Source organism: Citrobacter sp. CK199 (assembly GCF_030333285.1).
Classification (GTDB): Bacteria; Pseudomonadota; Gammaproteobacteria; order Enterobacterales; family Enterobacteriaceae; genus Citrobacter_B; species Citrobacter_B koseri.
In genome coordinates this window covers 12165-36892 of record NZ_JAOWGF010000024.1, presented here as the reverse complement: position 1 = coordinate 36892, position 24728 = coordinate 12165, and the positions used below count along the sequence as shown (strand labels likewise).

Here is a 24728-nt window from a genome sequence, read left to right as displayed (position 1 = left end):
TGTACGGAGAGAAAATGACAGAACTATTGCAGTAATGTGACATGGCGCCTCAAGAAGACGCCGGAATGATCACAGACGGTTTTTCCAGACAGTTTGTACGTTGCAAAACTCATGCAGGCCAAAATGGGAGAGCTCGCGACCAAAGCCGCTTTTCTTCACGCCGCCAAATGCCACACGCGGATCGCTGGCGCTGTATCCATTGATAAATACCCCGCCGCATTCCAGGCGCGATGCCATCTCCTGAGCCAGTACATCACGCGCAGTGAACAGCGTCGCCGACAACCCAAAGTCGCTGTCATTAGCCAGATGCAAGGCATGTTCGGCGTTCTTCGCCACGGTAATCGCCGCCACGGGCCCAAACAACTCCTGACGAAACGCCGTCATCTCAGGCGTCACATCGCCCAGCACCGTCACGGCATAATAGTTGCCTTCCCCGGCGAGCTTTTCACCGCCCAGTAATAAACGCGCGCCTTCTGCTATTGATGCCTCCACTTGCTGATGCAGCTCATCCCGTAGATCAAAACGCGCCATAGGGCCGAGATCGTTCTCTTCCGCCAGCGGATCGCCCATTTTCAGTGCGCTGGCGGCGGCAACAAACCGTTCAGTAAATTCCCCGGCAATCCCCTCTTCAACAATAAAGCGCTTCGCCGCCGCGCATACCTGCCCGGTATTTTGATAGCGACCGGCGACAGCGGCTTTAACAGCCAGATCCAGATCGGCATCGTTAAGAACGATAAACGGATCGGAACCGCCCAGTTCAAGCACGCATTTTTTCAGCGCTGCCCCGGCCTGCGCGCCAATCGCGGCCCCGGCACGCACGCTGCCCGTTACCGTCACGGCGGCAATACGGGGATCGTTAATCATCTGGCTAACGCCGTCGTTACTGGCATTTACCCAGCCATAAACGCCCGCCGGAATATCGGCATCGGCGAAGATCTGCGCAATACGTTCAGCGCAACCGATCACATTCGGCGCATGTTTTAGTAAATAGCCGTTACCCGCCAGCAGGATGGGAATCGCCCCGCGTAATACCTGCCAGAGCGGAAAGTTCCACGGCATGACCGCCAGTATTGTCCCCAGCGGACGATATGCAATCACCGCCTGCTGATTTTCCACCAGCGTCGGTTCCGGGTTAAGCATCGCGGGGCCATGTTCTGCATACCAGTCACAGAGCGCCGCAGATTTCGCCACCTCGGCGCGCGCCTGCCGGATCGGTTTTCCCATCTCACGGGAAATACTGTGCGCCATCTCGTCTGTACGGTTACGCAGCGCTTGCCCGATATCGCGAAGTTTCTGCGCCCGGTATGCCACCGTCGTGCGTTTCCATTCCTCAAATCCACGGGCAGCCAGAGTGAGTGCATTTTCAATATCATCAGCGCTGGCCCACGGCATCATCGCCAGCGTTTCACCGGTTGTCGGATCCACGGAAATCGCATGTGTAGCAGGTGTCATCGTCATCGGTTTGTCTCTCTACGTTGCGGGATATACCTGCATAATGGGCGCATTTACTCTTTCTGAAAAATGAATAATATTAAGCACTGCGTTCACAAAAAGAGAAAACTATGGATCTGACTCAGCTGGAAATGTTCAATGCCGTGGCCGAAACCGGCAGTATTACGCAGGCGGCGGCGAAGGTGCATCGCGTCCCGTCGAACCTCACTACGCGAATCCGCCAGCTTGAGGCCGATCTTGGCGTGGATCTGTTTATTCGTGAAAGTCAGCGGCTGCGCCTTTCTCCCGCCGGACATAACTTTCTGCGTTACAGCCAGCAGATCCTGGCGCTGGTTGATGAAGCGCGAATGGTGGTCGCCGGTGATGAACCTCAGGGACTGTTTTCACTCGGCGCGCTGGAAAGCACCGCTGCGGTACGCATCCCGGCCACACTTGCCGGGTACAATCAGCGTTACCCCAAAATTCAGTTCGCCCTCTCTACCGGGCCTTCCGGGACAATGCTCGAAGGCGTTCTGGAAGGCAGACTTAACGCAGCGTTTGTTGATGGCCCGATTACTCATCCGGGTCTTGAAGGTATGCCGGTATACCATGAAGAGATGATGATTGTCGCCCCTCATGGGCATTCCCCCGTACGGCGGGCAAAAGACGTGAATGGCAGCAATATCTACGCCTTTCGCGCAAACTGCTCTTATCGCCGTCACTTTGAAAGCTGGTTTCATGCCGATCGCGCGATGCCCGGCACCATTCATGAAATGGAGTCGTACCACGGCATGCTGGCATGCGTTATCGCCGGAGCGGGCATCGCGCTGATCCCTCGTACCATGCTGGAAAGTATGCCCGGGCATCATCAGGTTGAAGCCTGGCCGTTGAGCGAAGAGTGGCGATGGCTGGACACCTGGCTTGTGTGGCGTCGCGGGGCAATGACCCGTCAACTGGACGCGTTTATCGCCCTGCTGAATCCGTCCTCGCAGCCATAGCATTATCCTATGGGTTTGGGGCTACGACTGCCGGGAGAAGCGTTTTATACTGCGCAAGACGAAAACGGATATGGAACAGTCATGAACACCAAAGCGCGTAAAGTGATGATCATTGGGGCAGGTAATGTTGGCGCATCAGCAGCTTACGCTCTGCTCAATCAGAATATTTGTGAAGAACTGATTCTGGTCGATTTGAACAGAGATCGCTCGGAAGGCCATGCTTTGGATCTCGCCGACGCAGCGGCCTACATGCCGGGGATGATGACCATTTCCACCCGAGAGGCGCGTGAATGCGCCGATGTCGATATCGCCGTGATTACCGTTTCCGGCGGCGCATTAAAACCAGGGCAAACACGGCTTGATGAGCTGAACAACACTGCGCGGATCGTCCAAAAGATCGTGCCGGAAATGATGGATGGCGGCTTTAACGGCATCTTTCTTATCGCCACCAATCCTTGCGATATCATTACCTGGCAGGTATGGACGCTATCAGGCCTGCCGCGCAGCCAGGTAATCGGCACTGGCGTCTGGCTGGACACCACCCGTTTACGGCGCGCGCTGGCGCAGGAACTGGATATCGGCGCGCAAAGCATCGATGCCTTTATTCTGGGAGAGCATGGCGATACGCAATTCCCGGTCTGGTCCCACTCCTCCGTCTACGGTTCTCCGATTGCGGATGTTTATCAACGCCGTACGGGTAAAATCCTGGACGTCGAGGCGATGGCGGAAAAAGTGCGCAAACATGGGTTTGAAATCTATAACCGCAAAGGCTGCACTGAATATGGTATTGCCGGAACCATTGCGGAAATTTGCCGGAACGTCTTCACCGGAAGCCATCGGGCGCTGGCCATCTCCTGCGTACTGGAGGGGGAATACGGCGTTGACGGCGTCGCCATCGGCGTACCGGCGGTGCTGACTCAAAGCGGTGTTCAACAAATTATCGAATTACAGTTAGCCGATGATGAACTGGCGAAATTCAGATACTCCGCCGAAGTCATCAAAGCGAATATCGCAAAACTCCCCTGAATACGGTGTCCGGGATGATTTCCATACCCGGACGCCATTTCGTTTGTTTCATCAATCGGCCCACCAACGATAATGAGACATACATCACAAAACGATTGTATTTTCGCCAGCAAACGTTTTAAGATCGTGACCTCGCCTTTTCGCAACTGACCCGATTTACTCTTATGACAACAAACACTGTTTCCCGCAAGGTCGCGTGGCTACGGGTAGTTACGCTTGCTATTGCCGCTTTTATTTTCAATACCACAGAGTTTGTCCCTGTTGGCTTACTGTCGGACATCGCCCGGAGCTTTGCTATGCCGACCGCGCAGGTCGGGATTATGCTGACGATCTATGCCTGGGTTGTGGCGCTGATGTCGTTGCCCTTTATGTTGCTGACCAGTCAGGTTGAGCGGCGTAAACTGCTAATCTGCCTGTTTGTTCTCTTCATTGCCAGCCATGTGCTCTCCTTCCTGGCATGGAATTTTACCGTGCTGGTAATCAGCCGCATCGGGATCGCGTTTGCACACGCCGTCTTCTGGTCTATTACCGCTTCGCTGGCCATTCGCCTTGCGCCGCCAGGCAAACGTGCGCAGGCACTGAGTCTGATCGCCACCGGAACCGCGCTGGCGATGGTGCTGGGGCTGCCTATCGGGCGTATTGTTGGTCAATACTTCGGCTGGCGAACAACGTTCTTCGCCATTGGTATAGGGGCGTTAATCACGCTGGTATGCCTGATCAAACTGCTGCCGAAATTGCCCAGCGAACATTCTGGGTCACTAAAAAGTCTGCCGCTGCTGTTCCGTCGCCCGGCGCTAATGAGTATTTATTTACTGACGGTCGTGGTGGTCACCGCACACTATACGGCATACAGCTATATTGAACCGTTTGTACAGACGGTGGCGGGTCTGAGCGCAAACTTTGCCACGGTATTACTGCTGATCCTCGGCGGCGCCGGGATTATCGGCAGCGTGGTATTCGGCAAACTGGGTAATCAGTACGCCTCGCCGCTTATCAGCATTGCCATTATGCTGCTGGTGATTTGCCTGATGCTCCTGCTGCCCGCAGCAGACAGCGAAAGCCATCTTGCCGTGCTGAGTATTTTCTGGGGCATCGCCATTATGGTGATAGGCCTGGGGATGCAGGTGAAAGTCCTGGCACTGGCGCCGGACGCCACCGATGTGGCAATGGCGCTGTTCTCAGGCATTTTTAATATTGGCATTGGCGCTGGCGCATTGGTGGGGAATCAGGTGAGTTTACACTGGTCGATGTCCACTATTGGCTACGTCGGCGCAGTGCCAGCCCTGGCGGCGCTGGTGTGGTCGATCATTATCTTTCGCCGCTGGCCTGTTTCGCTGGAAGAACAGCCGCAGCATTGAGGATAAGTTCCCCCCGACTGAATACTACTGAGACTTTCGGGGGGAATTCTGACTTAATGGTAAGTCTTAATAATTTCCAGCACGCCGTTAATGATAAACTGCACGCCCATACAGACCAGTAAGAAGCCCATCAGGCGGGAAATAGCTTCAATTCCCCCCTTGCCGACCAGGCGCATAATCGCCCCTGAGCTGCGCAGAGAACCCCACAGAATCACTGACACCGCCAGAAAAATAAGCGGTGGTGCCACCAGAATAACCCAGCCGGGAAAATCGACGCCGTGACGTACGGTAGAGGCCGAACTGATGATCATCGCGATCGTCCCCGGTCCTGCGGTGCTCGGCATCGCCAGCGGAACAAAAGCGATATTGGCAGAAGGCTCATCCTCCAGCTCTTCTGACTTGCTTTTCGCCTCCGGCGATTCGTGCGCCTTCTGCTGCGGGAACAACATCCGAAAGCCGATAAAGGCGACAATCAGCCCACCCGCAATGCGCAAACCGGGGATGGAAATTCCAAAGGTGTTCATCACCAGTTGACCGGCGTAATACGCAACCATCATGATGGCGAACACATACACGGAGGCCATCAGCGACTGACGGTTACGCTCCGCGCTGTTCATATTACCGGCCAGGCCTAAAAACAACGCCACCGTGGTTAGCGGGTTCGCCAAAGGCAGCAGGACAACCAGCCCAAGCCCTATCGCTTTAAACAAATCCATCATAATGCCATCTCTTCCCCATCAAGCTCGTTGTAAGCGGCAAGTATAAAGGGAAAACGCGGCGTTTCGCCATTAAGCATTCATTATGTCGAATAAGCATAACCAGTAATTATTATTAATAAATTACCCCGTGATGCAGCCCCTGTACTGACGCGTTTTAGCAAATCGTGGCATCCCCTTATTCATTCGATTGACTTATATTTGCCTGGGCAATAGTATCTGCCGTGACTAACTACTTGCCGGGGCAACCATTGTGAAAAGCACCAGTGACCTATTCAACGAAATCATCCCGCTGGGTCGCTTGATCTACATGGTCAATCAGAAAAAAGATCGTCTGTTGAACGACTATCTGTCGCCGCTGGATATCACCGCATCGCAGTTTAAGGTGCTCTGTTCTATCCGTTGCGCGGTATGCATTACCCCGGTCGAGCTGAAGAAAGTGCTGTCTGTCGATCTCGGCGCATTGACGCGCATGCTTGATCGGCTGGTCTGTAAAGGCTGGATCGAAAGACTGCCAAATCCACATGACAAACGCGGCGTGCTGGTGAAACTCACCGAACACGGCGCGGCAATTTGTGAGCAATGTCATCAGTTAGTAGGACAAGACCTGCACCAGGAACTAACAAAAAACTTAACGGCGGATGAAGTGGCAACACTTGAGCTTTTGCTTAAGAAAATCCTGCCGTAAACAGAAAGAGGTATGACGATGTCCAGACGCAATACTGACGCTATTACCATTCATAGCATTTTGGACTGGATCGAAGATAACCTGGAATCGCCGCTCTCACTGGAAAAAGTGTCAGAGCGTTCAGGTTACTCCAAATGGCACCTGCAACGGATGTTTAAAAAAGAGACCGGTCACTCATTAGGCCAGTACATCCGCAGTCGCAAAATGACTGAAATAGCCCAGAAATTAAAAGAAAGTAACGAGCCGATCCTGTACCTGGCGGAACGTTATGGCTTTGAGTCACAGCAGACGCTAACCCGGACATTTAAAAACTATTTCGACGTTCCACCGCATAAGTACCGTATTACCAATATGCATGGCGAATCCCGGTATTTGCATCCACTCAACCATTGTAATTGCTAATCGCCTGTTAATGACGTAATCGAGGAAATCATGAAATCTCTGTCTTCCGCAATGCTGGCTGTGCTGCTTGTCGTCTCTGGCCCAAGCATTGCGGAGCAAACCGCACAACCTGGAACACAAAATAATCGCGATGCGATGGTCATGCCGTCTGCGCATGATCAGTCGCCATTCGATTTCAATCATATGGGTGCGGGAAGCGATAAGTCCGACGAATTAGGCGTGCCGTATTACAACGGACACAGCCTGTAATTCGTTTTTGCCCCGCCACTGCGGGGCTTTTTTTATCCCCTTACCTGCGCCGCTTTGCGCAGCCGAAAACCAAACACGTTGATGTACAAACCCGCCATAATCAGCACCGCGCCAAGAAACTGTAACCCGGTAAGCGTCTCATTGAGCAACACAGCCGCGCTGGCCAACCCCACGACCGGCACCAGCAAAGACAGCGGCGCCACGCGCCAGGTTTCATAGCGTCCGAGCAACGTTCCCCAGATCCCGTAACCGACAATCGTGGCGACAAACGCCAGATACACCAGCGATAAAATCGTCGTCATATCAATCGCAATCAGGCTCTGAACCATCTGCGCAGAACCGTCCAGAATCAAAGAGGCCAGAAAGAAGGGAATAATCGGGATCAGCGCGCTCCAGACCACCAGCGACATCACCGCCGGGCGAGTGGCATGTTGCATGATCTTCTTATTGAAAATATTCCCGCACGCCCAGCAGAACGCCGCCGCCAGCGTTAACATAAACCCGAGCATCGCAATATGTTGCCCATTGAGGCTGGCTTCTATCAGCAGCAGAACGCCAAACACCGCCAGCGCGATACCGGCCACCTGTTTGCCCTGCAAGCGCTCGCCGAACGCAAACGCGCCCAGCACGATGGTAAAAAACGCCTGCGCCTGTAGCACCAGTGACGCCAGGCCGGCAGGCATTCCGAATTTAATCGCACAAAAGAGAAACGCGAATTGACCAAAACTGATGGTCAGACCGTAGCCGAGTAACAGCGACAGCGGGATTTTCGGACGCGCAACGAAGAAGATAGCCGGAAACGCGACCAGCAAAAAACGTAATCCCGCCAGCATCAGCGGCGGCATATTGTGCAGCCCGACTTTGATGACGACAAAGTTAAGCCCCCACACCACCACGACCAGTAACGCCAATAACCCGTCTTTACGCGACATACCACGGCCCCTGCAAATATTAAATTTTTGTAAACAAGTTAAGTTAACGGAAATCATCGCCCCGGAACAGATCATTAATTCAGGTAGGGTGGGACGAGCATTTTCGAACAACATCCCGGGTATACATCACACTTTTGCCGTGCTATTGCTTTAAATCACCAATAAATATAATGAAACGCATTGTCGGGCAGGAAAATGAACACAACGCTGAGACGCTCCACCCTCGCTTTACTCGCCTCATCACTGTTATTGACCATTGGGCGCGGCGCCACGCTTCCGTTCATGACGATCTATCTTAACCGCCAGTACGATCTGAGCGTCGATCTGATCGGCTATGCCATGACGGTAGCGTTAACCATCGGCGTGATTTTCAGCCTGGGTTTCGGCATCCTCGCGGATAAGTTCGATAAAAAGCGCTATATGCTTCTGGCAATTTCGGCGTTCTTGCTGGGCTTTATCGCCATCCCCCTGGTACACAGCGTCACGCTGGTGGTGCTGCTTTTCGCCCTGATAAACTGCGCCTACTCCGTCTTTGCCACCGTGTTGAAAGCCTGGTTTGCCGACAATCTTTCCGCCACAACCAGGAGCAAAATATTTTCCCTCAACTATACCGTGCTCAATATTGGCTGGACCGTCGGGCCGCCGCTTGGCACCCTGCTGGTCATGCAAAGCATCAACCTGCCGTTCTGGCTTGCGGCCATTTGCTCTGCTTTCCCGCTGGTGTTTATCCAGACCTGGGTGAAGCGCGCAGAGACGCCCGTTGAAGGAACAACGGCGTCAGTCTGGTCGCCATCGGTGCTGTTACGCGATAAAGCCCTGCTCTGGTTTACCCTGTCGGCCTTCCTGGCGTCATTTGTCAGCGGCGCGTTCGCTTCATGTATTTCCCAGTATGTCATGGTTGTCGCGAACGGTAATTTTGCCGAAAAAGTGGTGGCTGTCGTACTCCCCGTCAACGCGGCGATTGTCGTCAGCCTGCAATATGCCGTAGGTCGTCGGTTAACGACCGCAAATATCAGACCCTTGATGGCGGCCGGCACAATCTGTTTTGTGGCTGGGCTGGTTGGTTTTATGATTTCAGGAAACAGCCTGCTGCTCTGGGGGCTCTCCGCCGCCGTATTTACCATTGGCGAGGTTATTTACGCCCCGGGCGAATATATGCTGATCGATAACATTGCTCCGGCGGGGATGAAAGCAAGCTACTTCTCAGCGCAGTCGCTTGGCTGGCTCGGCGCGGCGGTCAACCCGCTGGTCAGCGGCGTGATCCTCACCACCTTGCCCGCCTGGTCCCTGTTTGCGGTGCTGATCGTTACGATTATTCTTGCCTGGGCGCTGATGCTAAAAGGGATGCGGGCCAGACCCTGGGGGCAGCCCGCAATGTGCTGACGGCACGCCAGACTGTGCCGGATAACGTCCGGTACAGTCCCGGAACTCAGATCGCGACCAGACCGCGGACGCCCTCCGCTTCCATATTCTCGCCCCTGCCGCTCTGAATAATGCTTCCCCGCGACATCAATAAGTAGTGATCCGCCAGTTGGGCGGCAAAATCATAGAACTGCTCCACCAGCAAAATCGCCATATCCCCCTGACGCGCCAGATGTGAAATCACCTGCCCAATCTCTTTGATCACTGACGGCTGTATCCCTTCGGTCGGTTCATCCAGAATTAACAGCTGAGGACGGCAGGCCAGCGCCCGGCCAATTGCCAGCTGCTGCTGTTGCCCCCCGGAGAGATCGCCCCCTCGCCGGTGCTTCATCTCTTTAAGCACCGGAAAAAGCGCGTAAATATCATCCGGCACCTGTTTTGCATCGCGGGCGGAAAAACGCGACAGCCCCAACAGCAGGTTTTCCTCTACCGTCAGGCGAGGAAAAATCTCCCGCCCTTGCGGCACATAGGCGACACCGGCCCGCACGCGCTGATGCGGTTTACGCTGGGTGATGTTCTTCCCCTGCCAGATCACATTGCCGGTGCGTGCCGGGATTAACCCCATCAGACACTTCAGTAAGGTGGTTTTTCCCACGCCGTTACGCCCAAGCAAACAGGTTACTTCGCCAATGCGGGCCTCAAAACTTACCCCGCGCAGGATATGACTGCCGCCGTAATATTGATTCAGTTCATTCACCTGTAACATCCGTCCTCCCTATCGCCCGAGGTAAACTTCAATAACCTGTTCATTGGCCTGGACGTCGCGCAGGCTCCCTTCCGCCAGCACGCGCCCCTGATGCAAAACGGTAACATGGTCGGCAATGGTTTCGACAAACCCCATGTCATGCTCCACCACCATCAGCGAGTGTTTCCCCGCCAGAGTGCGAAACAGCTCAGCGGTATACTCCGTTTCCGCGTCCGTCATCCCCGCCGCAGGTTCATCCAGTAACAGCAGGTGCGGCTCCTGTACCAGCAGCATACCGATTTCCAGAAACTGCTTTTGTCCGTGCGAAAGCAGCCCGGCGCGACGCCCACGCTCCGCGCCCAGACGCAATAACCCGAGCATCTCGTCAATGCGATCCCGCTGTTCGCCCGAGAGGCGCGCTCTTAACGTGGCCCAGACGGATTTATCCTCTTTCATCGCCAGTTCCAGATTCTCCTCCACCGTCAGGGCCTCAAACACGGTCGGTTTCTGAAATTTACGCCCAATGCCCTGGCGGGCAATCGCAATAGGATCGAGCGAAGTTAAGTCCGTGGACTGATCGTAAATCGCGCGTCCGCTTTGCGGCCGGGTTTTACCGGTAATCACATCCATTAAGGTGGTTTTTCCTGCGCCATTAGGGCCAATAACGCAGCGCAATTCCCCTACGCCAATGTTCAGGGTTAAATCCGTCAGCGCCTGGAAGCCGTCAAAATTGACGTTGATCCCTTCCAGTTGCAGAACCGGGTCTGTTTGATCGCGAAAACGATCCCCCGGCAACTGGCGGGTAAAAAGTCCGTCATCCGGTTGCATCATTTTTCTCCTTTGCGAAACAGACCAATGACGCCGCGCGGTAAAAACAGCGTAACGCCAATAAAGATCAGGCCGAGAAACAGCTGCCAGTACTCCGGCATAATCACCGTAAACAGACTTTTAGCGCCGTTCACCAGCACTGCGCCAAACACCGGGCCAATTAAGGTGCCGCGCCCGCCCAGCGCGACCCAGATGGCCGCTTCAATAGAGTTGGTCGGCGACATTTCGCTGGGGTTAATGATGCCGACCTGAGGAACGTACAGAGCGCCCGCCAGACCGCACAGAACAGCGGAGAGCGTCCATACCAGCAGTTTGAAGCCACGCGGATCGTACCCACAAAACATCAGGCGATTTTCCGCATCGCGCACGGCGGTCAGAACGCGGCCAAACTTACTGCGCGCAAGGAGATACCCCAGCCACAGCGCCAGCACCAGTAATATGACGGTCGCGAGAAACAGCGCAACGCGCGTGGAGGTCGCTGCAACAGGGAAGCCCAGCAACGTGGTAAACCCCGTAAACCCGTTATTGCCGCCAAACCCGGTTTCGTTACGGAAAAACAGCAGCATGCCTGCGAACGTCAGCGCCTGGGTCATAATGGAAAAATAGACGCCTTTGATTTTTGAGCGAAAGGCAAAATAGCCGAACACCAGCGCCAGCAGTCCCGGAACCAGCACGACCAGCAGCATCGCCCAGGCGAAGTGCTGCGTTCCCCACCAGAACCACGGTAATTCACTCCAGGAGAGGAAAGACATAAACGCGGGAAGTCCGTCGCCAGAGGCCTGACGCATCAGATACATTCCCATCGCATACCCGCCCAGCGCGAAGAAAATACCGTGCCCCAGAGACAGCATTCCGGCATACCCCCACACCAGATCCAGCGCCACAGCGACAATGGCGTAACAGAGGATCTTCCCGGCCAGCGTTAACACCCAGACCGGGACAGCCAGCGGGTGATCCGCAGGCAGCAGCGCCAGAAAAGGCAGAATCAGCAGCGCCGCCAGCAGGCAGAGGCCAAAAACCTGGACAGTACGCGGCGCTCTACGCGCCAGTGTTAATGTCATTGGCATGGTCATTAATCAATAACCCTCCCTTTCAGCGCAAACAATCCCTGAGGCCGTTTCTGGATAAACAGAACGATCGCAATCAGAATGACGATTTTGCCCAGCACCGCGCCCATTTGCGGTTCCAGAATCTTATTGAAGATACCCAACCCAAATGCGGCGGCCACGCTTCCCGCCAGTTGTCCGACGCCACCGAGCACCACCACTAAAAATGAATCAATAATATATCCCTGTCCCAGTTCCGGCCCGACGTTGCCCAGTTGCGACAAGGCCACGCCGCCCAATCCGGCGATCCCCGACCCGAGGCCAAACGCCAGCATGTCCACGCGCCCCGTCGGCACGCCGCAACACGCCGCCATACTGCGGTTCTGCGTTACCGCGCGAACGCGCATCCCGAGGCGGGTTTTATTCAGCAATAGCCAGGTGAAAAACAGCACCAGCATGGCGAACCCCAGCACCACGATACGGTTCCAGGGCAACGTCAGGTTGGCATAGACCTGCACCCCGCCAGAAAGCCACGCAGGGTTGGCAACCTCCAGGTTTTGCGCGCCAAAGGTCATGCGTACCAGTTGGATCAGCATCAGGCTAATCCCCCAGGTCGCCAGCAGCGTTTCGAGAGGACGACCATAAAGATGGCGAATAATGCCGCGCTCCAGCGCCATTCCAGTTCCGGCAGCGATCAGGAAGGCAACCGGCAACGCCACAACGGGATAAAACGCCAGCCACTGTGGCATGAACTGCCCCATAAACTGCTGAACCATCCATGTGCTGTACGCGCCAAGCATCAGCATTTCACCGTGCGCCATATTGATTACGCCCAGTAATCCATAGGTGATCGCCAGCCCCAGGGCCGCCAGCAGCAGAATCGATCCCAGCGACAGCCCCATAAATGCCTGCCCCAGGAGATCGCCAATCACCATCCGCTGCGCGATTGCGTTCAGGCTTTCTGTCGCGGCCTCGCGAACACGCGCATCCGGTTCATGTTCAGCATCCGTAAAGGGTTGCAGGCGTGATTGCGTTTCCGGGTCGCCCGACTGCCCCAGTAAGACAATCGCCTGACGCCGGACGTCAGCGGAAGGACTCACCAGTTGCAGGTTAGCCAGCGCAATCTCCAGACGTGATGTCACTTCGCTTTCCGTTTCCTGCGCCAGCCGCTGCTGTAAAAGCGGCAGCATCGCGGGCGTGGCCTCCCGCTGTAACAGGCTGGCGGCAGCGGCTCTTTCCGTGACATTGTCACTTAATAGTTGATGCGTGGCTAACGCCCCGCTGACCAGGTTTCGCAGACGGTTAGTCAGACGAACTTTTTTCAGTTCGCCATCGGGCGCGGCGACAGCGCCGAGCGGCAGAACCTGCGTACCCTGCCGAATGAAAGCGTGTTTTGCGCTATCAGTCAGCACATTCTCACGCGCTAATGCGTTCAACAAAGGCAAACGCTGCGCCTCAGGCGTGATGGCCCATTGTTCTAATAACGTCGCCTGTTGCGCCCGGCTGGTGCCAACAAACACATCGGCATCGGTTGCCTGCACGATCCACGGCACCAGCCACGTCATTAGCAACACACCCCGAATAAAGCGCATGGCTTTCATGAAAGTGTTCTCCAGAATGTGCCCTCCCGCAGGAGGGCAAAAGATCAGTTGCTGGCGGTTTTAACAGGCTGGTCTGATTTTTTATCGTTACCGGCGATAAACGGGCTCCAGGGCTGGGCGCGAACCGGTTCGTCGGTTTGCCATACCACATTGAACTGGCCGTTATCTTCAATTTCGCCAATCATGACGGGTTTATGCAGATGGTGGTTGGTGGCGTCCATCGTCAGGGTAAAGCCAGACGGCGCAGCGAAGGATTGCCCCGCCATCGCCTCGCGGACTTTATCGACGTCGGTCGTACCGGCTTTTTCTACTGCCTGCGCCCACATATGCAGGCCCACATAGGTCGCTTCCATCGGATCGTTGGTCACGACGGTGTCGGCATTCGGCAGCTTATGCGCTTTGGCGTATGCCCGGTAATCCGCAACGAATTTCTGGTTAGTGGGGTTGTCGACAGATTCAAAATAGTTCCACGCCGCCAGGTTGCCCACCAGCGGTCTGGTATCGATACCGCGCAACTCCTCTTCACCGACCGAGAATGCCACGACCGGCACGTCTGTCGCTTTTATCCCCTGATTCGCCAGCTCTTTGTAGAACGGAACATTTGAGTCGCCGTTAATGGTGGAGACCACCGCCGTTTTGCCGCCCGCAGAGAATTTTTTGATATTGGCGACGATAGTCTGGTAATCGCTGTGTCCGAACGGGGTATACACCTCTTCAATATCTTTATCCTCGACGCCTTTGGCATGCAGCCAGGCGCGAAGGATCTTATTGGTGGTACGAGGATAGACATAATCGGTTCCCAGCAGGAAAAAGCGTTTCGCGCTGCCGCCGTCTTCACTCATCAGATATTCAACAGCCGGAATAGCCTGCTGATTTGGCGCTGCGCCGGTATAGAAAACATTCGGTGATAACTCTTCCCCTTCGTATTGCACAGGGTAAAACAGCAGCCCGTTTAACTCTTCAAATACCGGCAACACCGATTTACGCGATACCGACGTCCAGCAGCCAAACACGACCGCGACTTTATCCTGGCTCAGCAGCTGACGCGATTTCTCTGCAAACAACGGCCAGTTTGAGGCCGGGTCAACCACCACCGGTTCCAGCTTTTTGCCCAGCACGCCGCCTTTAGCATTGATCTCATCAATCGTCATCAACGCCATATCTTTAAGCGGGGTTTCCGAAATGGCCATCGTGCCGGATAGCGAATGCATGATGCCGACCTTAATCGTATCGGCCGCCTGAACGCTAAAGCTCAGCCCCATCGCAACCACCGAGGCGGACAGTGCAAAGGCTTTTAATAATGTACGACGCTGCATAGTTTCACTCCTGAAATTAAGCTTGCTGGAAGTCCCGGTGCAACCGGACGGGCAAATGGTGCAAATTAAGGATGTTCAGAAGTGATAAGGCAAAATCGGTGCCAGATTTTTAAATGTCTATAAATATCAATTTATTAACCGGCAACAGGGCTGAAACAAGAAAATCGGAAACCACAAGGCGGGAAATACAACGAGGAAAATGATCCAGAATGAAACAGCGTTGCATTACGAATGTGCAACGCTGTGTAACAAAGAGAGGCAACTTACCAGACCTGACTGGCGATTTCGGTGATGAGGCGTACTTTGCCCCATTGCTGGGCTTCCGTCAGCGTATTCCCCTCTTCCGTGGAGGCAAATCCGCACTGTGGGCTAAGGCAGATCTGCTCTTTTGCGACATAGCGCTCTGCCTCCTGCAAGCGGGCTTTCACCCCTTCCGGGTTTTCCAGCTCGCCGTTTTTCGTGGTCACCAGTCCCAGAACCACCTGCTGACGTCCGGGTCGAACAAAGCGCAGCGGCGCGAAATCACCGGAGCGATCGTTATCATATTCCAGGAAAAACGCATCAACGTTCACCGTGCCGAACAACACTTCCGCCACCGGTTCATAGCCCCCTTCAGAGATCCACGTCGAACGGAAATTTCCCCTGCAAACATGCAGCCCGACCGTCAGATCGGCTGGTTTATCCTCCAGCGCACGGTTAATCACGCGGGCATAAATCTGCGCCAGCTCGTCAGGATCGTCACCCCGCTCACGAATCTGCTGACGTTGCTGGTCGGAGCACAAGTAAGCCCAGACGGTGTCATCCAATTGCAGATAACGACAGCCTGCTTCATAAAAAGCATGAATCGCATCGCGCCAGGTGGTAGCTAAATCATCGAAATAAGCGTCCAGATGCGGATAAACGGTAGCATCGATATCTTTGCGCCCGCCACGGAAATGCAGCACGCTGGGGGATGGAATGGTCATTTTGGGCTCGGCTGCGCCGCTAATGCTTTTCAGATAGCGGAAGTCTTCCAGCATAGGGTGATCGCCAAATCCCAGTTTTCCGGTAACGCGCACGCCGTGCGCTTTTGTCTGCACGCCATTAAACTGGATCCCCTTCTCAGCGTCATAGCGTTCAACGCCTTGCAGTCCATCGAAGAAATCAAAATGCCACCAGGCGCGGCGAAACTCGCCATCCGTGACGACATGCAGCCCGCAGGCACACTGCTGTTCCACAACGGTGCGGATAGCGTCATCTTCTACCGCGCGCAATTGTTGCGCCGTTATCTCGCCGCATGCGAATTGCAAACGAGCTTGTTTGATCGTGTCCGGGCGTAAAAAACTGCCGACGATGTCTGCGCGAAACGGGGCCTGTTGTTTTTGCATGTGATCTCCTCATTCACCCGGCGTTAGTTGCCTGACGTGATAATTTATTATTTGAAGTTTAGACTTCTGGATGGCTATGCGTCTAAAAATGACATGCAACCTGCTCACTGACAACCGAGAAAAATTCATCACCCTTGAAATAAATTCACATTGCCTCATCGTTTTGTGACGCTTTTTCATAGTCTGAAATCCCGTACCGGAAAAATCCTGACGTTAACGTTGAAATAATCACCTAATTCAGCATTTGTTTAGATTTAATCTGCTACTATGGGTGCTCATGAGGTGAATTAAGGTAAGAGAGGAAACACACAAATAAAAGGAGGCATTATATGCTGGGTAATATGAACGTTTTCATGGCCGTTCTGGGAATTATTTTATTTTCTGGTTTTCTGGCCGCGTATTTCAGTCATAAATGGGATGATTAATGAACGGAGATAGCTCCTCACCGACAAGGCCCCTTGTAGCGTAACTGCACAAGGGGCCATTTTTTTACCCGCCCGGCAGACAGACAAAAAAAACCGCCGGATAAACCAGCGGTGAATGCTTGCATGGATAGATTTGTGTTTTTACCTTATGCGTTATCAGGCAATTCCCTGCGCAGATAACGGATCGTTTACCATCCTGACACAGACAATATCAATGAAGGTTAAACAACATAGAACTAAACCAGCAAAACCGGCGTTTCGCGCTTCCATCCCTTTGCACACTTATGTCAGTGAACCGGTTATGTAAAGAGCGTGCCGTTCGGCTCATGTTACACACGCGTGATTTGCTGATCTTTGTCCATAAACATGCAGCGATTCCTTCCGGTTTGTTTACCCCGGTACATTGCCCTGTCTGCGCGTCCGATGACGACATCCAGCGGTTCTCCCTGCTGCGCCTGGGTAATGCCCGCAGTTACCGTTATCGAGAGTTCTCCGTTAGGGTAATTAATCGAATTATCCGCCACTAGCTGGCAGATACGTAACCCTGCCCGACAGGCCTGTTCATCCGTTTTTGTACGGATGATAATCACAAACTCCTCCCCGCCATAGCGGTAAGGCGTTTCATCGTAGCGCGTCCAGACGGATAAATTCGACGCCAGGGTGCGCAGCACGCTATCACCGACCAGATGACCATAGTTGTCATTGACCAATTTAAAGCGGTCAATATCAAAAAGCAGCAAATATAAATTAAGCGATTGCGCATCAATAAGCTGACGATCGAAAGATTCATCAAGGACTCTGCGCCCGGGTAATCCGGTTAATATATCCATATTGCTGCGAATATTGAGCAGATATATTTTGTAGTCCATCACCGCCGAGGTAAATGCTAATAACGCTTCCTGAAAGCTGTCAAAATGGTGATCTTCCGAACGTTTCTCCGCGATCGCCCGCAGTAATTCCCGACCTCGTGTATGCATGTGTTCATGAGCAATAATAATCTTGATAACAAAGCCCTTTTCTTCAGGTTCGTGTACCGGATGATTATTTAGCCATTGGCTGAACTGACACAGACAGTGAGAATTGATATCGAAAATATCGGGTTGATTGACATCGCCAGACACTGTGCAACGAAACATTTTCACCAGCCACTGATAGTGGGCATCAATAGACTGGTTCAGATCTAACAAGATGGTATCGATTTCTATCGTTTTTTTAATCATTGCCACTCCTTGGGCATACATCCTTGATGTACCGTAGTCTAGCGGTACAAAAGCAAATTTATGTCAATTTATTAATAGAAGGCCGAACCAGGAAATGGAGGTTCTATAACGCTATGATTTTAAAGTGGTAATAAAGGAAAAAAGTGAATAATCCTGGAATATTTGCAATGCACTTAACATCTTTAATCGCCCTTCCCCTGCTGCGCCAGGCGAGTCAGGATCGTCTGACCGATATAATTACTCCAGTTGAAACTATTTTGCAAAACCACTACCGCGTTGCGATTTCTTTTATCAAACCCAATATAGCTGGAATACCCACCAATATATCCGACCTGATAGGTGATCTTTTGCGCAGAAAACTCATCACTCACCCACGCAATATTCGCTGCTTCTTTCTGTCGATAATAATAAGTCTGTGTGGCTTCAGCAAAAGCCTGATCGATGGCCGAAACGGTTGTGGATGTAAAATGCGCGCGGGCATAATTAGCCAGATCGCGGGCGCTACTGTATAAACTGGCCGCCCCCATCATATTTTTGTTAAAAACCCAGTCTGGCGTCAGATGGCCACGGGTAATGAGCTTGGGCTGATCGCCAGCATGGCCCAGCGCTCTTCGCGGGTATGCCTTCAATAAGGTGGGCGTATAACTGCTGTTTGTCATCGCCAGTGGTTCAAATATCATGCGTTGCGCCAGCGCCTGGATCGGCTCTCCCGTTCTGCGCTGCAAAATATACCCCAGGATGGCGTAGCCGATGTTGGAATACTGCGGAACGCGCGCGTCCGGCGCAGTAAAATCACTGAGATAACCCAGCACGGCGTCGCTGTCCAGCTGCGTATAAAAGTTCTCACCGTTACTGAAATAGCGCATTAAGTTTTCCAGCGTCAGCAAATCCATAGGCTGCCGGGGCAAACCGGAAGTGTGAGTCACCAACTGGAGGAGCGTAATATTTTTGGCGTCAGGGCTTAAAGGCGTATTCTGTGGAAGCAACGTTTCCAGTGTATCCGTCCAGTTAAACACCCCTTCATCCACCAGCATCGTCGTCACTTCTGCCGTCACGCCTTTACTCAGCGAGCCTAAAGCGAACAGCGTATCTGGCGTGATGGGATAACGATTTTTATCATCGGTTATCCCGTAACTGTGAAATTCTGCCGGGCCATTATTCTGAATAACAGCAACAACGACGCCAGTCACCTCTTTTTCCCGCATATATTGCCGAATCATCGGATCAATACCGCGTCCGTAGTATCCCACCACAACTTGCGCGCTTTTTTGCGCAGGCATATCCAGCTGTGAAAGCGTGCTGTTGCCACACCCGATGAGCGCAAATAAGGATACGCAGAGCATCTGGTGTTTAATTTTCATTGTTCTCATCAGTTCTGATTCACAGACACAACAAGTTTTTTCTCAAACAAAGAGAAAAGCGGAAGAGAATACGAACACATGAAAACAGGGGCCCCGGATAAAAAGAAGCCCGCATTGTACACCAGTATCCCGGCAGCTTACTTAACATTGATAAAAAATCAGAGCGTTACCTGATAAACATTCAGGCAGCGCCCTTGCGCTTAGCGGTCTAAACCCCGGTGTTTTAACATGGGTTCGATACGCGGTTCATGACCCCGCCACGCCGGGTAGAGACGTTCCAGATCCGTACTGTTGCCGCGTGACAAGATGGCATCACGGAAACGCTGTCCGTTCTCACGCGTTAACCCTCCCTGTTCAACAAACCACTGGTAGCCGTCGTCCGCCAGCATTTGCGTCCACAAATAGGCGTAATAGCCTGCCGCATACCCGCCACCGAAGATATGGGCGAAATAGCTGCTCCGGTAGCGCGGCGGCACTGCCGGAAGATCGAGTTCTTCCGCCGCCAGCGCCTGCTGTTCAAAGAGATCGACCGACTGCGATGCCGAAAAGGTTTCAAGACTGTGCCAGCGCATATCCAGCAATGCGGCGCTGAGCAGTTCCGTCATGTCATAGCCTTTGTTAAACAGGCTTGCCCGCCGCATTTTTTCCTGCAACGCTTCGGGCATTTTTTCACCCGTCCCGACGTGGCGCGCATAGCGTTCGAACACCTGCGGATGACTCGCCCAGTGCTCATTAATCTGCGAAGGAAATTCGACAAAATCGCGCGGGGTGTTCGTCCCCGACAGCGTCGCATAGCGCTGTGTCGCAAACAGGCCGTGCAGCGTATGACCAAATTCATGGAACAAGGTGATCACATCATCCCAAAGCAGCAATGCGGGCTGCCCTGCCGCTGGCTTCTGGTAATTACAGACGTTGTAGATAACCGGTCTGGTTTCGTTAAGCGTGGATTGTTCAATAAAATTGCCCATCCATGCGCCGCCGCTTTTTGACTCGCGGGCAAAGAAATCACCATAAAACAACGCCAGACCGACGCCATCATGATCGAAAATTTCCCAGACGCGCACATCAGGATGGTAAACCGGGATATCAAAGCGCTCGATAAACTTAATGCCGAACAGCTGGTTTGCCGTCCAGAACACGCCGTCGTTCAGTACCGTATCTAACGCAAAGTAAGGTTTGAGCTGCGCTTCATCCAGCGCGTATTTTCCACGGCGTACCTGCTCAGCATAGTACGCCCAGTCCCACGCCTGGGTCGTGAATCCTCCCTGCTCATCATCGATCACTTTCTGGATCTCAGCCTGCTCATCCAGCGCGCGCTGACGCGCGGCCGGGACAATGGCGCGCATAAAAGCGAGCGCCGCGTCAGGCGTTTTCGCCATCTGATCGGCAGTTTTCCAGGCGGCATAACTGGCAAACCCGAGTAATGTTGCCTGCCGGGTACGGATGTCCACCAGACGCTGAATAATCGCACGCGTGTCGTTGGCGTCGTTCTTTTCCGCACGAGTCCATGCGGCGTTAAACAGATTTTCACGGGTCTGGCGATCGCGTAAAACGGCCAGTGTCGGTTGTTGTGTGGTATTGAGAAGCGGAATAAGCCAGCGATCCGCCAGCCCTTTTTCCCTGGCGACATCAGCGGCAAGAGCGACCTCCTCCTGACTCAATCCGTCCAGTTGATGGCGATAATCAACCACCATCCCACCGGATTTATTCGCCGCCAACAGCCGCTGATTAAACTGGCTGGTCAGCGTGGCGGATTCGGTATTCAGGCTCCTGAGCTGCGCTTTATCGTCATCGCCAAGCTGCGCGCCGGAAAGTACAAAACGCTGGTGGATAACCTCCACAAGACGCAACGACTCGGCATCCAGCGCCAGCGTCTCCCGCTGCCGCCAGACCGCATCCACACGCGCAAAGAGCGTACTGTTGAGATAAATATCATTTGCCAGCGCCGCCAGTTCAGCGGAAAAGGCTTCATCAAGGCGCTGTAATTCGTCATTGGTATGCGCCGCCGTCATGGCGAAAAACACGCTTGTCACACGGGTGAGCAACGCGCCGCTTTGCTCCAGCGCCAGATACGTGTTCTCAAAATCAGGCGCCTGCGGGTTTTGGACAATCGCATCAATTTCAGCGCGCTTTTGCCGCATCCCTTCGTCAAACGCCGGGCGGTAATGGCTATCTTCAATCAGATCAAAACGCGGGGCCCGGTAAGGCAATACGCTCTGGCTAAAGAATGGATTCGTTAACGACATTTTTCACTCCTGCAAACGATTTGTTCATTAGAGTAGGTCTCCCTTGAAATGACCGCAATCCCATTAACGAGGATTACCCCTGAACAGAGATGGCGTGCTATGGTAATACAACACAAAAAGCGTTGAGGAACAGTGAGATGATCGTTTTAGTCACCGGTGCGACCGCAGGTTTCGGCGAATGCATTACACGTCGTTTTATTGAGAATGGACACAAAGTGATTGCCACTGGCCGTCGCCAGGAACGCCTGCAAGAACTGAAAGATGAGCTGGGCGACAATCTGTTTATCGCTCGTTTAGATGTGCGTAACCGTGCATCCATTGAAGATATGCTGGCGTCATTACCCGCAGAGTGGCGCAACATTGATGTGCTGGTCAACAACGCCGGGCTGGCGCTGGGGCTTGAGCCCGCGCATAAAGCCAGCGTGGAAGACTGGGAAACCATGATCGACACGAACAACAAAGGTCTTATTTACATGACCCGCGCGGTTCTGCCTGGCATGGTGGAGCGCAATCGCGGCCACATCATCAATATTGGCTCTACCGCAGGTAGCTGGCCATACGCGGGTGGCAACGTATATGGCGCAACCAAAGCGTTTGTGCGCCAGTTCAGTCTGAATCTGCGCACGGATTTACACGGTACGGCAGTACGCGTTACCGATATTGAACCCGGTCTGGTCGGCGGCACGGAGTTTTCTAACGTCCGCTTTAAAGGCGATGACGACAAAGTGGGTAAAACCTACGAGAACACAACCGCGCTCACGCCGGATGATGTCACAGAAGCGGTATGGTGGGTCGCTAATCTGCCTGCGCATGTGAACATTAATACGCTGGAAATGATGCCGGTTACGCAGTCTTTTGCCGGACTGAGCGTTCATCGGGGTTAATTTTTATACCCGGCCCGCGGGCCGGGTATAGATAGTGACAAAAAAGTGGTAGAGTACTCTGGTTAACTCTCTAAAAAGTAAGAACGAATGACCGTTGAAACCCAACTCAATCCTACGCAGCCTGTAAATCAGCAAATTTACCGCATTCTCCGACGTGACATCGTGCACTGTCTGATTGCGCCAGGCACACCGCTTTCCGAGAAAGAGGTTTCCGTGCGCTTTAACGTGTCGCGCCAGCCTGTACGTGAAGCGTTTATTAAGCTGGCGGAAAACGGTTTGATTCAAATCCGCCCTCAGCGCGGCAGCTATGTGAATAAGATTTCATTATCGCAGGTGCAGAATGGGTGTTTTGTCCGACAGGCCATAGAATGTGCGGTCGTTCGTCGCGCGGCGTTGATGATCACCGACAGCCAGTGCTATCAGCTGGAGCAGAACCTTCACCAGCAGCGGATCGCCATTGACCGCAAGCAGCTCAACGATTTCTTCCAGCTTGATGATGAATTTCACCAGAAACTGGCATTAATTGCCGATTGCCAGCTGGCGTGGGATACGGTTGAAAATATTAAAGCCACCATCGACCGCGTGCGTTATATGAGTCTGGATCATGTGTCGCCGCCTGAAATGTTGCTGCGCCAGCATCATGATATTTTTGCCGCCCTGGAAAAGCATGACGCCGACGCGGTGGAACGCGCCATGACTGTGCATCTACAGGAGATTGGCGAGTCCGTTCAGCTTATCCGCCAGGAAAACAGCGACTGGTTCAGCGAAGAGTAATCCCGCTGACAAACAAGCCGGATGGCGGCGTAACCGCCTTATCCGGCCTACAATAGTCAATGATGTTGAACGTTGCAGGCCTTATCCGGCCTACAACCATGCAGAGATTACGCTGATGCGATATTCGCCGCATATTTTGCAACGGTTGCTTTCGCGCCGTTGGCAAGCAGCGACAGATACGCTTCTTTCACCTTATTCGTAAACAGCTCAACGTGCGGCAATTCATTACCAAAAATCGCATCAATGGCCAGCAGCGCCTGAACGCGACTTTCCCCTTCTTCACTGCCCTGAACCGCTTGCTGAATAACCGGCAGCAGCGGATCGCTAATTTCAATCGGATTCCCCTGCTCATCAACGCCGCCAACGTAACGCATCCAGCCCGCCACGCCTAAGGCCAGCAGGTCGAAACGGCTGTTATGCGCGATATGCCAGCGAACGGAGTCCAGCATACGCTGCGGCAGTTTCTGGCTACCGTCCATCGCAATTTGCCAGGTACGGTGACGCAACGCCGGGTTGCTGTAGCGCGCGATCAGCAAATCGGCATAACGCTTCAGATCCACCCCCTTCACTTTCAGCGTCGGCGCCTGTTCCTGCAACATCAACGCATGCGCGGCCAGGCGGTAATTTTCATCTTCCATGCAGTCATTAATGTGCTGATAGCCCGCCAGATACCCGAGGTACGCCAGGAATGAGTGACTGCCATTAAGCATACGCAGTTTCATCTCTTCGAACGGGATAACATCTGCCACCAGTTCAGCGCCCGCTTTTTCCCATTCAGGGCGACCCGCGACAAAATTATCCTCAATCACCCACTGGCGGAACGGTTCACACGCCACACCCGCAGGATCGCGTACGCCGGTTAACTGTTCGATCTTATCCAGCGTGTCAGCCGTCACCGCAGGTACAATACGATCAACCATCGTGGACGGGAACGTCACATGTTGCTCAATCCACGCGGCCAGTTCTGCATCTACCGCACGGGCATAGGCAGTAACCACATTGCGCATGACGTGTCCATTTTCAGGCATGTTATCGCAGGACATCACGGTAAATGGCGCCAGGCCAGCCGCTTTACGACGCGCCAGCGCTTCCACCACCACGCCAGGCGCGGATTTCGGCTGCTGCGGGTTTTGCAGATCGGCGGCGATCATCGGGTGATCCAGCATCAACTGACCGGTCGCCGGAGAGTGGCAGTACCCTTTTTCTGTAATCGTCAGGGAAACAATCGCCACCTGCGGCTCGCACATGGCGGCCAGGACGGTTTCCAGACCGTCAACCTGCGCGTGCAGCGCGTTTTTTACCACCCCAACAACCCTTGCGGTCCAGGCATCCGCTGACATTTCCGCCACGGTATACAGGTTGTCTTGCTGTTTCAGGTCGGCAATCTGCTGCTCGCCGCCAATCAGGTTGACTTCACAATATCCCCAGTCGCTGTTGTGTTCCGCCGCAAGGATATCTGCGTAGACACCCTGATGCGCGCGATGGAATGCGCCAAAGCCCAAATGCACAATGCGAGGAGCCAGTCTGGCGCGATCGTAATGAGGAAGCGAAGCCTTAGCCGTTAAGAGCTTGTTTTGCATGGTATGACCTATTGTATGAATGAATTCAGGACCGTCTCAGAGTAACGCCTGTAGGGTTGTATGATTTGATTTGAATTAAGCTTTTTGCAATTGGTATGACATCATTTTAAAGTTATGTGACAACATGACCGAAATTCAACATTCCCTGTCAATTCCGGTCATGCCCTGTGCGA

Annotated in this window: 23 protein-coding genes; 10 read left to right on the top strand and 13 right to left on the bottom strand. The window is 53.5% G+C overall.

Going from position 1 to position 24728, the window contains the following annotated elements:
* Positions 1–69 precede the first annotated feature (69 nt).
* The gene (gene sad / locus OGX75_RS04360; RefSeq protein WP_286451333.1) at positions 70–1458 is read right to left on the bottom strand and encodes a succinate-semialdehyde dehydrogenase; all 1389 of its coding nucleotides are present in this window, start codon (positions 1456–1458) and stop codon (positions 70–72) included.
* 104 nt (positions 1459–1562) lie between these two features.
* On the opposite strand from sad, the gene ptrR reads away from it, so the two are divergent.
* The 3 genes from ptrR to OGX75_RS04345 all read left to right on the top strand — a co-directional run bounded on the left by ptrR (position 1563) and on the right by OGX75_RS04345 (position 4813).
* Entirely contained in the window at positions 1563–2429 is an 867-nt protein-coding gene (ptrR, locus tag OGX75_RS04355) for a putrescine utilization regulator PtrR (protein ID WP_286451334.1), read from the top strand.
* An 81-nt stretch (positions 2430–2510) separates the two neighbouring features.
* Positions 2511–3455 (top strand): L-lactate dehydrogenase, encoded by a 945-nt coding sequence (locus OGX75_RS04350; RefSeq protein WP_049011690.1) that lies wholly within the window; start codon positions 2511–2513, stop codon positions 3453–3455.
* Between the two features lie 164 nt (positions 3456–3619).
* Positions 3620–4813, top strand: a complete 1194-nt coding sequence (locus OGX75_RS04345; protein WP_012132421.1) for a sugar transporter — start codon at positions 3620–3622, stop codon at positions 4811–4813.
* 53 nt (positions 4814–4866) lie between these two features.
* Here OGX75_RS04345 and OGX75_RS04340 read toward each other — a convergent pair whose 3' ends face one another.
* On the bottom strand, positions 4867–5532 hold the full coding sequence (locus OGX75_RS04340) for a MarC family NAAT transporter (protein ID WP_012132423.1): 666 nt from the start codon (positions 5530–5532) through the stop codon (positions 4867–4869).
* Between the two features lie 250 nt (positions 5533–5782).
* Between OGX75_RS04340 and marR the strand changes: the two genes are divergently transcribed.
* The 3 genes from marR to marB are packed head-to-tail and all read left to right on the top strand — an operon-like array spanning position 5783 to position 6868.
* On the top strand, positions 5783–6217 hold the full coding sequence (marR, locus tag OGX75_RS04335; RefSeq protein ID WP_012132424.1) for a multiple antibiotic resistance transcriptional regulator MarR: 435 nt from the start codon (positions 5783–5785) through the stop codon (positions 6215–6217).
* Positions 6218–6235: 18 nt separating this feature from the next.
* Positions 6236–6619, top strand: coding sequence for an MDR efflux pump AcrAB transcriptional activator MarA (marA, locus tag OGX75_RS04330; RefSeq protein ID WP_024130339.1), 384 nt, complete (start codon positions 6236–6238; stop codon positions 6617–6619).
* A 30-nt stretch (positions 6620–6649) separates the two neighbouring features.
* Positions 6650–6868 carry a multiple antibiotic resistance protein MarB gene (gene marB, locus OGX75_RS04325; protein WP_110494266.1) on the top strand — a complete coding sequence of 73 codons (219 nt, stop codon included), beginning with the start codon at positions 6650–6652 and terminating at the stop codon, positions 6866–6868.
* A 32-nt stretch (positions 6869–6900) separates the two neighbouring features.
* Here marB and eamA read toward each other — a convergent pair whose 3' ends face one another.
* Positions 6901–7800 carry an O-acetylserine/cysteine exporter gene (gene eamA, locus OGX75_RS04320; protein WP_047457143.1) on the bottom strand — a complete coding sequence of 300 codons (900 nt, stop codon included), beginning with the start codon at positions 7798–7800 and terminating at the stop codon, positions 6901–6903.
* A 195-nt stretch (positions 7801–7995) separates the two neighbouring features.
* On the opposite strand from eamA, the gene ydeE reads away from it, so the two are divergent.
* Positions 7996–9183, top strand: coding sequence for an efflux MFS transporter YdeE (ydeE, locus tag OGX75_RS04315; protein WP_286451335.1), 1188 nt, complete (start codon positions 7996–7998; stop codon positions 9181–9183).
* A gap of 46 nt (positions 9184–9229) precedes the next feature.
* Here ydeE and urtE read toward each other — a convergent pair whose 3' ends face one another.
* The 6 genes from urtE to OGX75_RS04285 all read right to left on the bottom strand — a co-directional run bounded on the left by urtE (position 9230) and on the right by OGX75_RS04285 (position 16065).
* Positions 9230–9928 (bottom strand): urea ABC transporter ATP-binding subunit UrtE, encoded by a 699-nt coding sequence (gene urtE / locus OGX75_RS04310; protein ID WP_012132431.1) that lies wholly within the window; start codon positions 9926–9928, stop codon positions 9230–9232.
* Between the two features lie 9 nt (positions 9929–9937).
* Positions 9938–10735, bottom strand: a complete 798-nt coding sequence (urtD, locus tag OGX75_RS04305) for an urea ABC transporter ATP-binding protein UrtD (RefSeq protein ID WP_024130341.1) — start codon at positions 10733–10735, stop codon at positions 9938–9940.
* Complete coding sequence (gene urtC / locus OGX75_RS04300) at positions 10735–11808, bottom strand: urea ABC transporter permease subunit UrtC (RefSeq protein WP_012132433.1); 1074 nt, start codon at positions 11806–11808, stop codon at positions 10735–10737. Before urtC ends, urtD begins: the two co-directional genes overlap by 1 nt.
* The gene (gene urtB, locus OGX75_RS04295) at positions 11808–13382 is read right to left on the bottom strand and encodes an urea ABC transporter permease subunit UrtB (protein ID WP_286451336.1); all 1575 of its coding nucleotides are present in this window, start codon (positions 13380–13382) and stop codon (positions 11808–11810) included. Before urtB ends, urtC begins: the two co-directional genes overlap by 1 nt.
* Before the next feature lie 44 nt (positions 13383–13426).
* Entirely contained in the window at positions 13427–14698 is a 1272-nt protein-coding gene (urtA, locus tag OGX75_RS04290) for an urea ABC transporter substrate-binding protein (protein WP_049009976.1), read from the bottom strand.
* Between the two features lie 263 nt (positions 14699–14961).
* Positions 14962–16065, bottom strand: a complete 1104-nt coding sequence (locus OGX75_RS04285) for a cobalamin-independent methionine synthase II family protein (RefSeq protein WP_012132436.1) — start codon at positions 16063–16065, stop codon at positions 14962–14964.
* Between the two features lie 329 nt (positions 16066–16394).
* On the opposite strand from OGX75_RS04285, the gene mgtS reads away from it, so the two are divergent.
* Entirely contained in the window at positions 16395–16490 is a 96-nt protein-coding gene (mgtS, locus tag OGX75_RS04280; RefSeq protein WP_000901367.1) for a protein MgtS, read from the top strand.
* Positions 16491–16819: 329 nt separating this feature from the next.
* On the opposite strand, the gene OGX75_RS04275 is transcribed toward mgtS, so the two are convergent.
* From OGX75_RS04275 to dcp, 3 genes are all read right to left on the bottom strand, one after another.
* The gene (locus OGX75_RS04275; RefSeq protein WP_286451337.1) at positions 16820–17710 is read right to left on the bottom strand and encodes a diguanylate cyclase; all 891 of its coding nucleotides are present in this window, start codon (positions 17708–17710) and stop codon (positions 16820–16822) included.
* A 182-nt stretch (positions 17711–17892) separates the two neighbouring features.
* Positions 17893–19071 (bottom strand): serine hydrolase domain-containing protein, encoded by a 1179-nt coding sequence (locus OGX75_RS04270; RefSeq protein ID WP_012132439.1) that lies wholly within the window; start codon positions 19069–19071, stop codon positions 17893–17895.
* Positions 19072–19271: 200 nt separating this feature from the next.
* Positions 19272–21317: a peptidyl-dipeptidase Dcp gene (dcp, locus tag OGX75_RS04265; RefSeq protein WP_286451338.1), complete on the bottom strand. Its 2046-nt coding sequence runs from the start codon at positions 21315–21317 to the stop codon at positions 19272–19274.
* A 137-nt stretch (positions 21318–21454) separates the two neighbouring features.
* Between dcp and ydfG the strand changes: the two genes are divergently transcribed.
* Together ydfG and OGX75_RS04255 are read left to right on the top strand one after the other, a co-directional pair.
* Positions 21455–22201 carry a bifunctional NADP-dependent 3-hydroxy acid dehydrogenase/3-hydroxypropionate dehydrogenase YdfG gene (ydfG, locus tag OGX75_RS04260; protein WP_199972405.1) on the top strand — a complete coding sequence of 249 codons (747 nt, stop codon included), beginning with the start codon at positions 21455–21457 and terminating at the stop codon, positions 22199–22201.
* 87 nt (positions 22202–22288) lie between these two features.
* Positions 22289–22975 (top strand): GntR family transcriptional regulator, encoded by a 687-nt coding sequence (locus tag OGX75_RS04255; RefSeq protein WP_012132443.1) that lies wholly within the window; start codon positions 22289–22291, stop codon positions 22973–22975.
* 107 nt (positions 22976–23082) lie between these two features.
* Here the strand turns inward: OGX75_RS04255 and OGX75_RS04250 are convergent, their stop codons facing one another.
* Positions 23083–24555 carry a mannitol dehydrogenase family protein gene (locus OGX75_RS04250; protein ID WP_286451339.1) on the bottom strand — a complete coding sequence of 491 codons (1473 nt, stop codon included), beginning with the start codon at positions 24553–24555 and terminating at the stop codon, positions 23083–23085.
* Positions 24556–24728 lie beyond the last annotated feature (173 nt).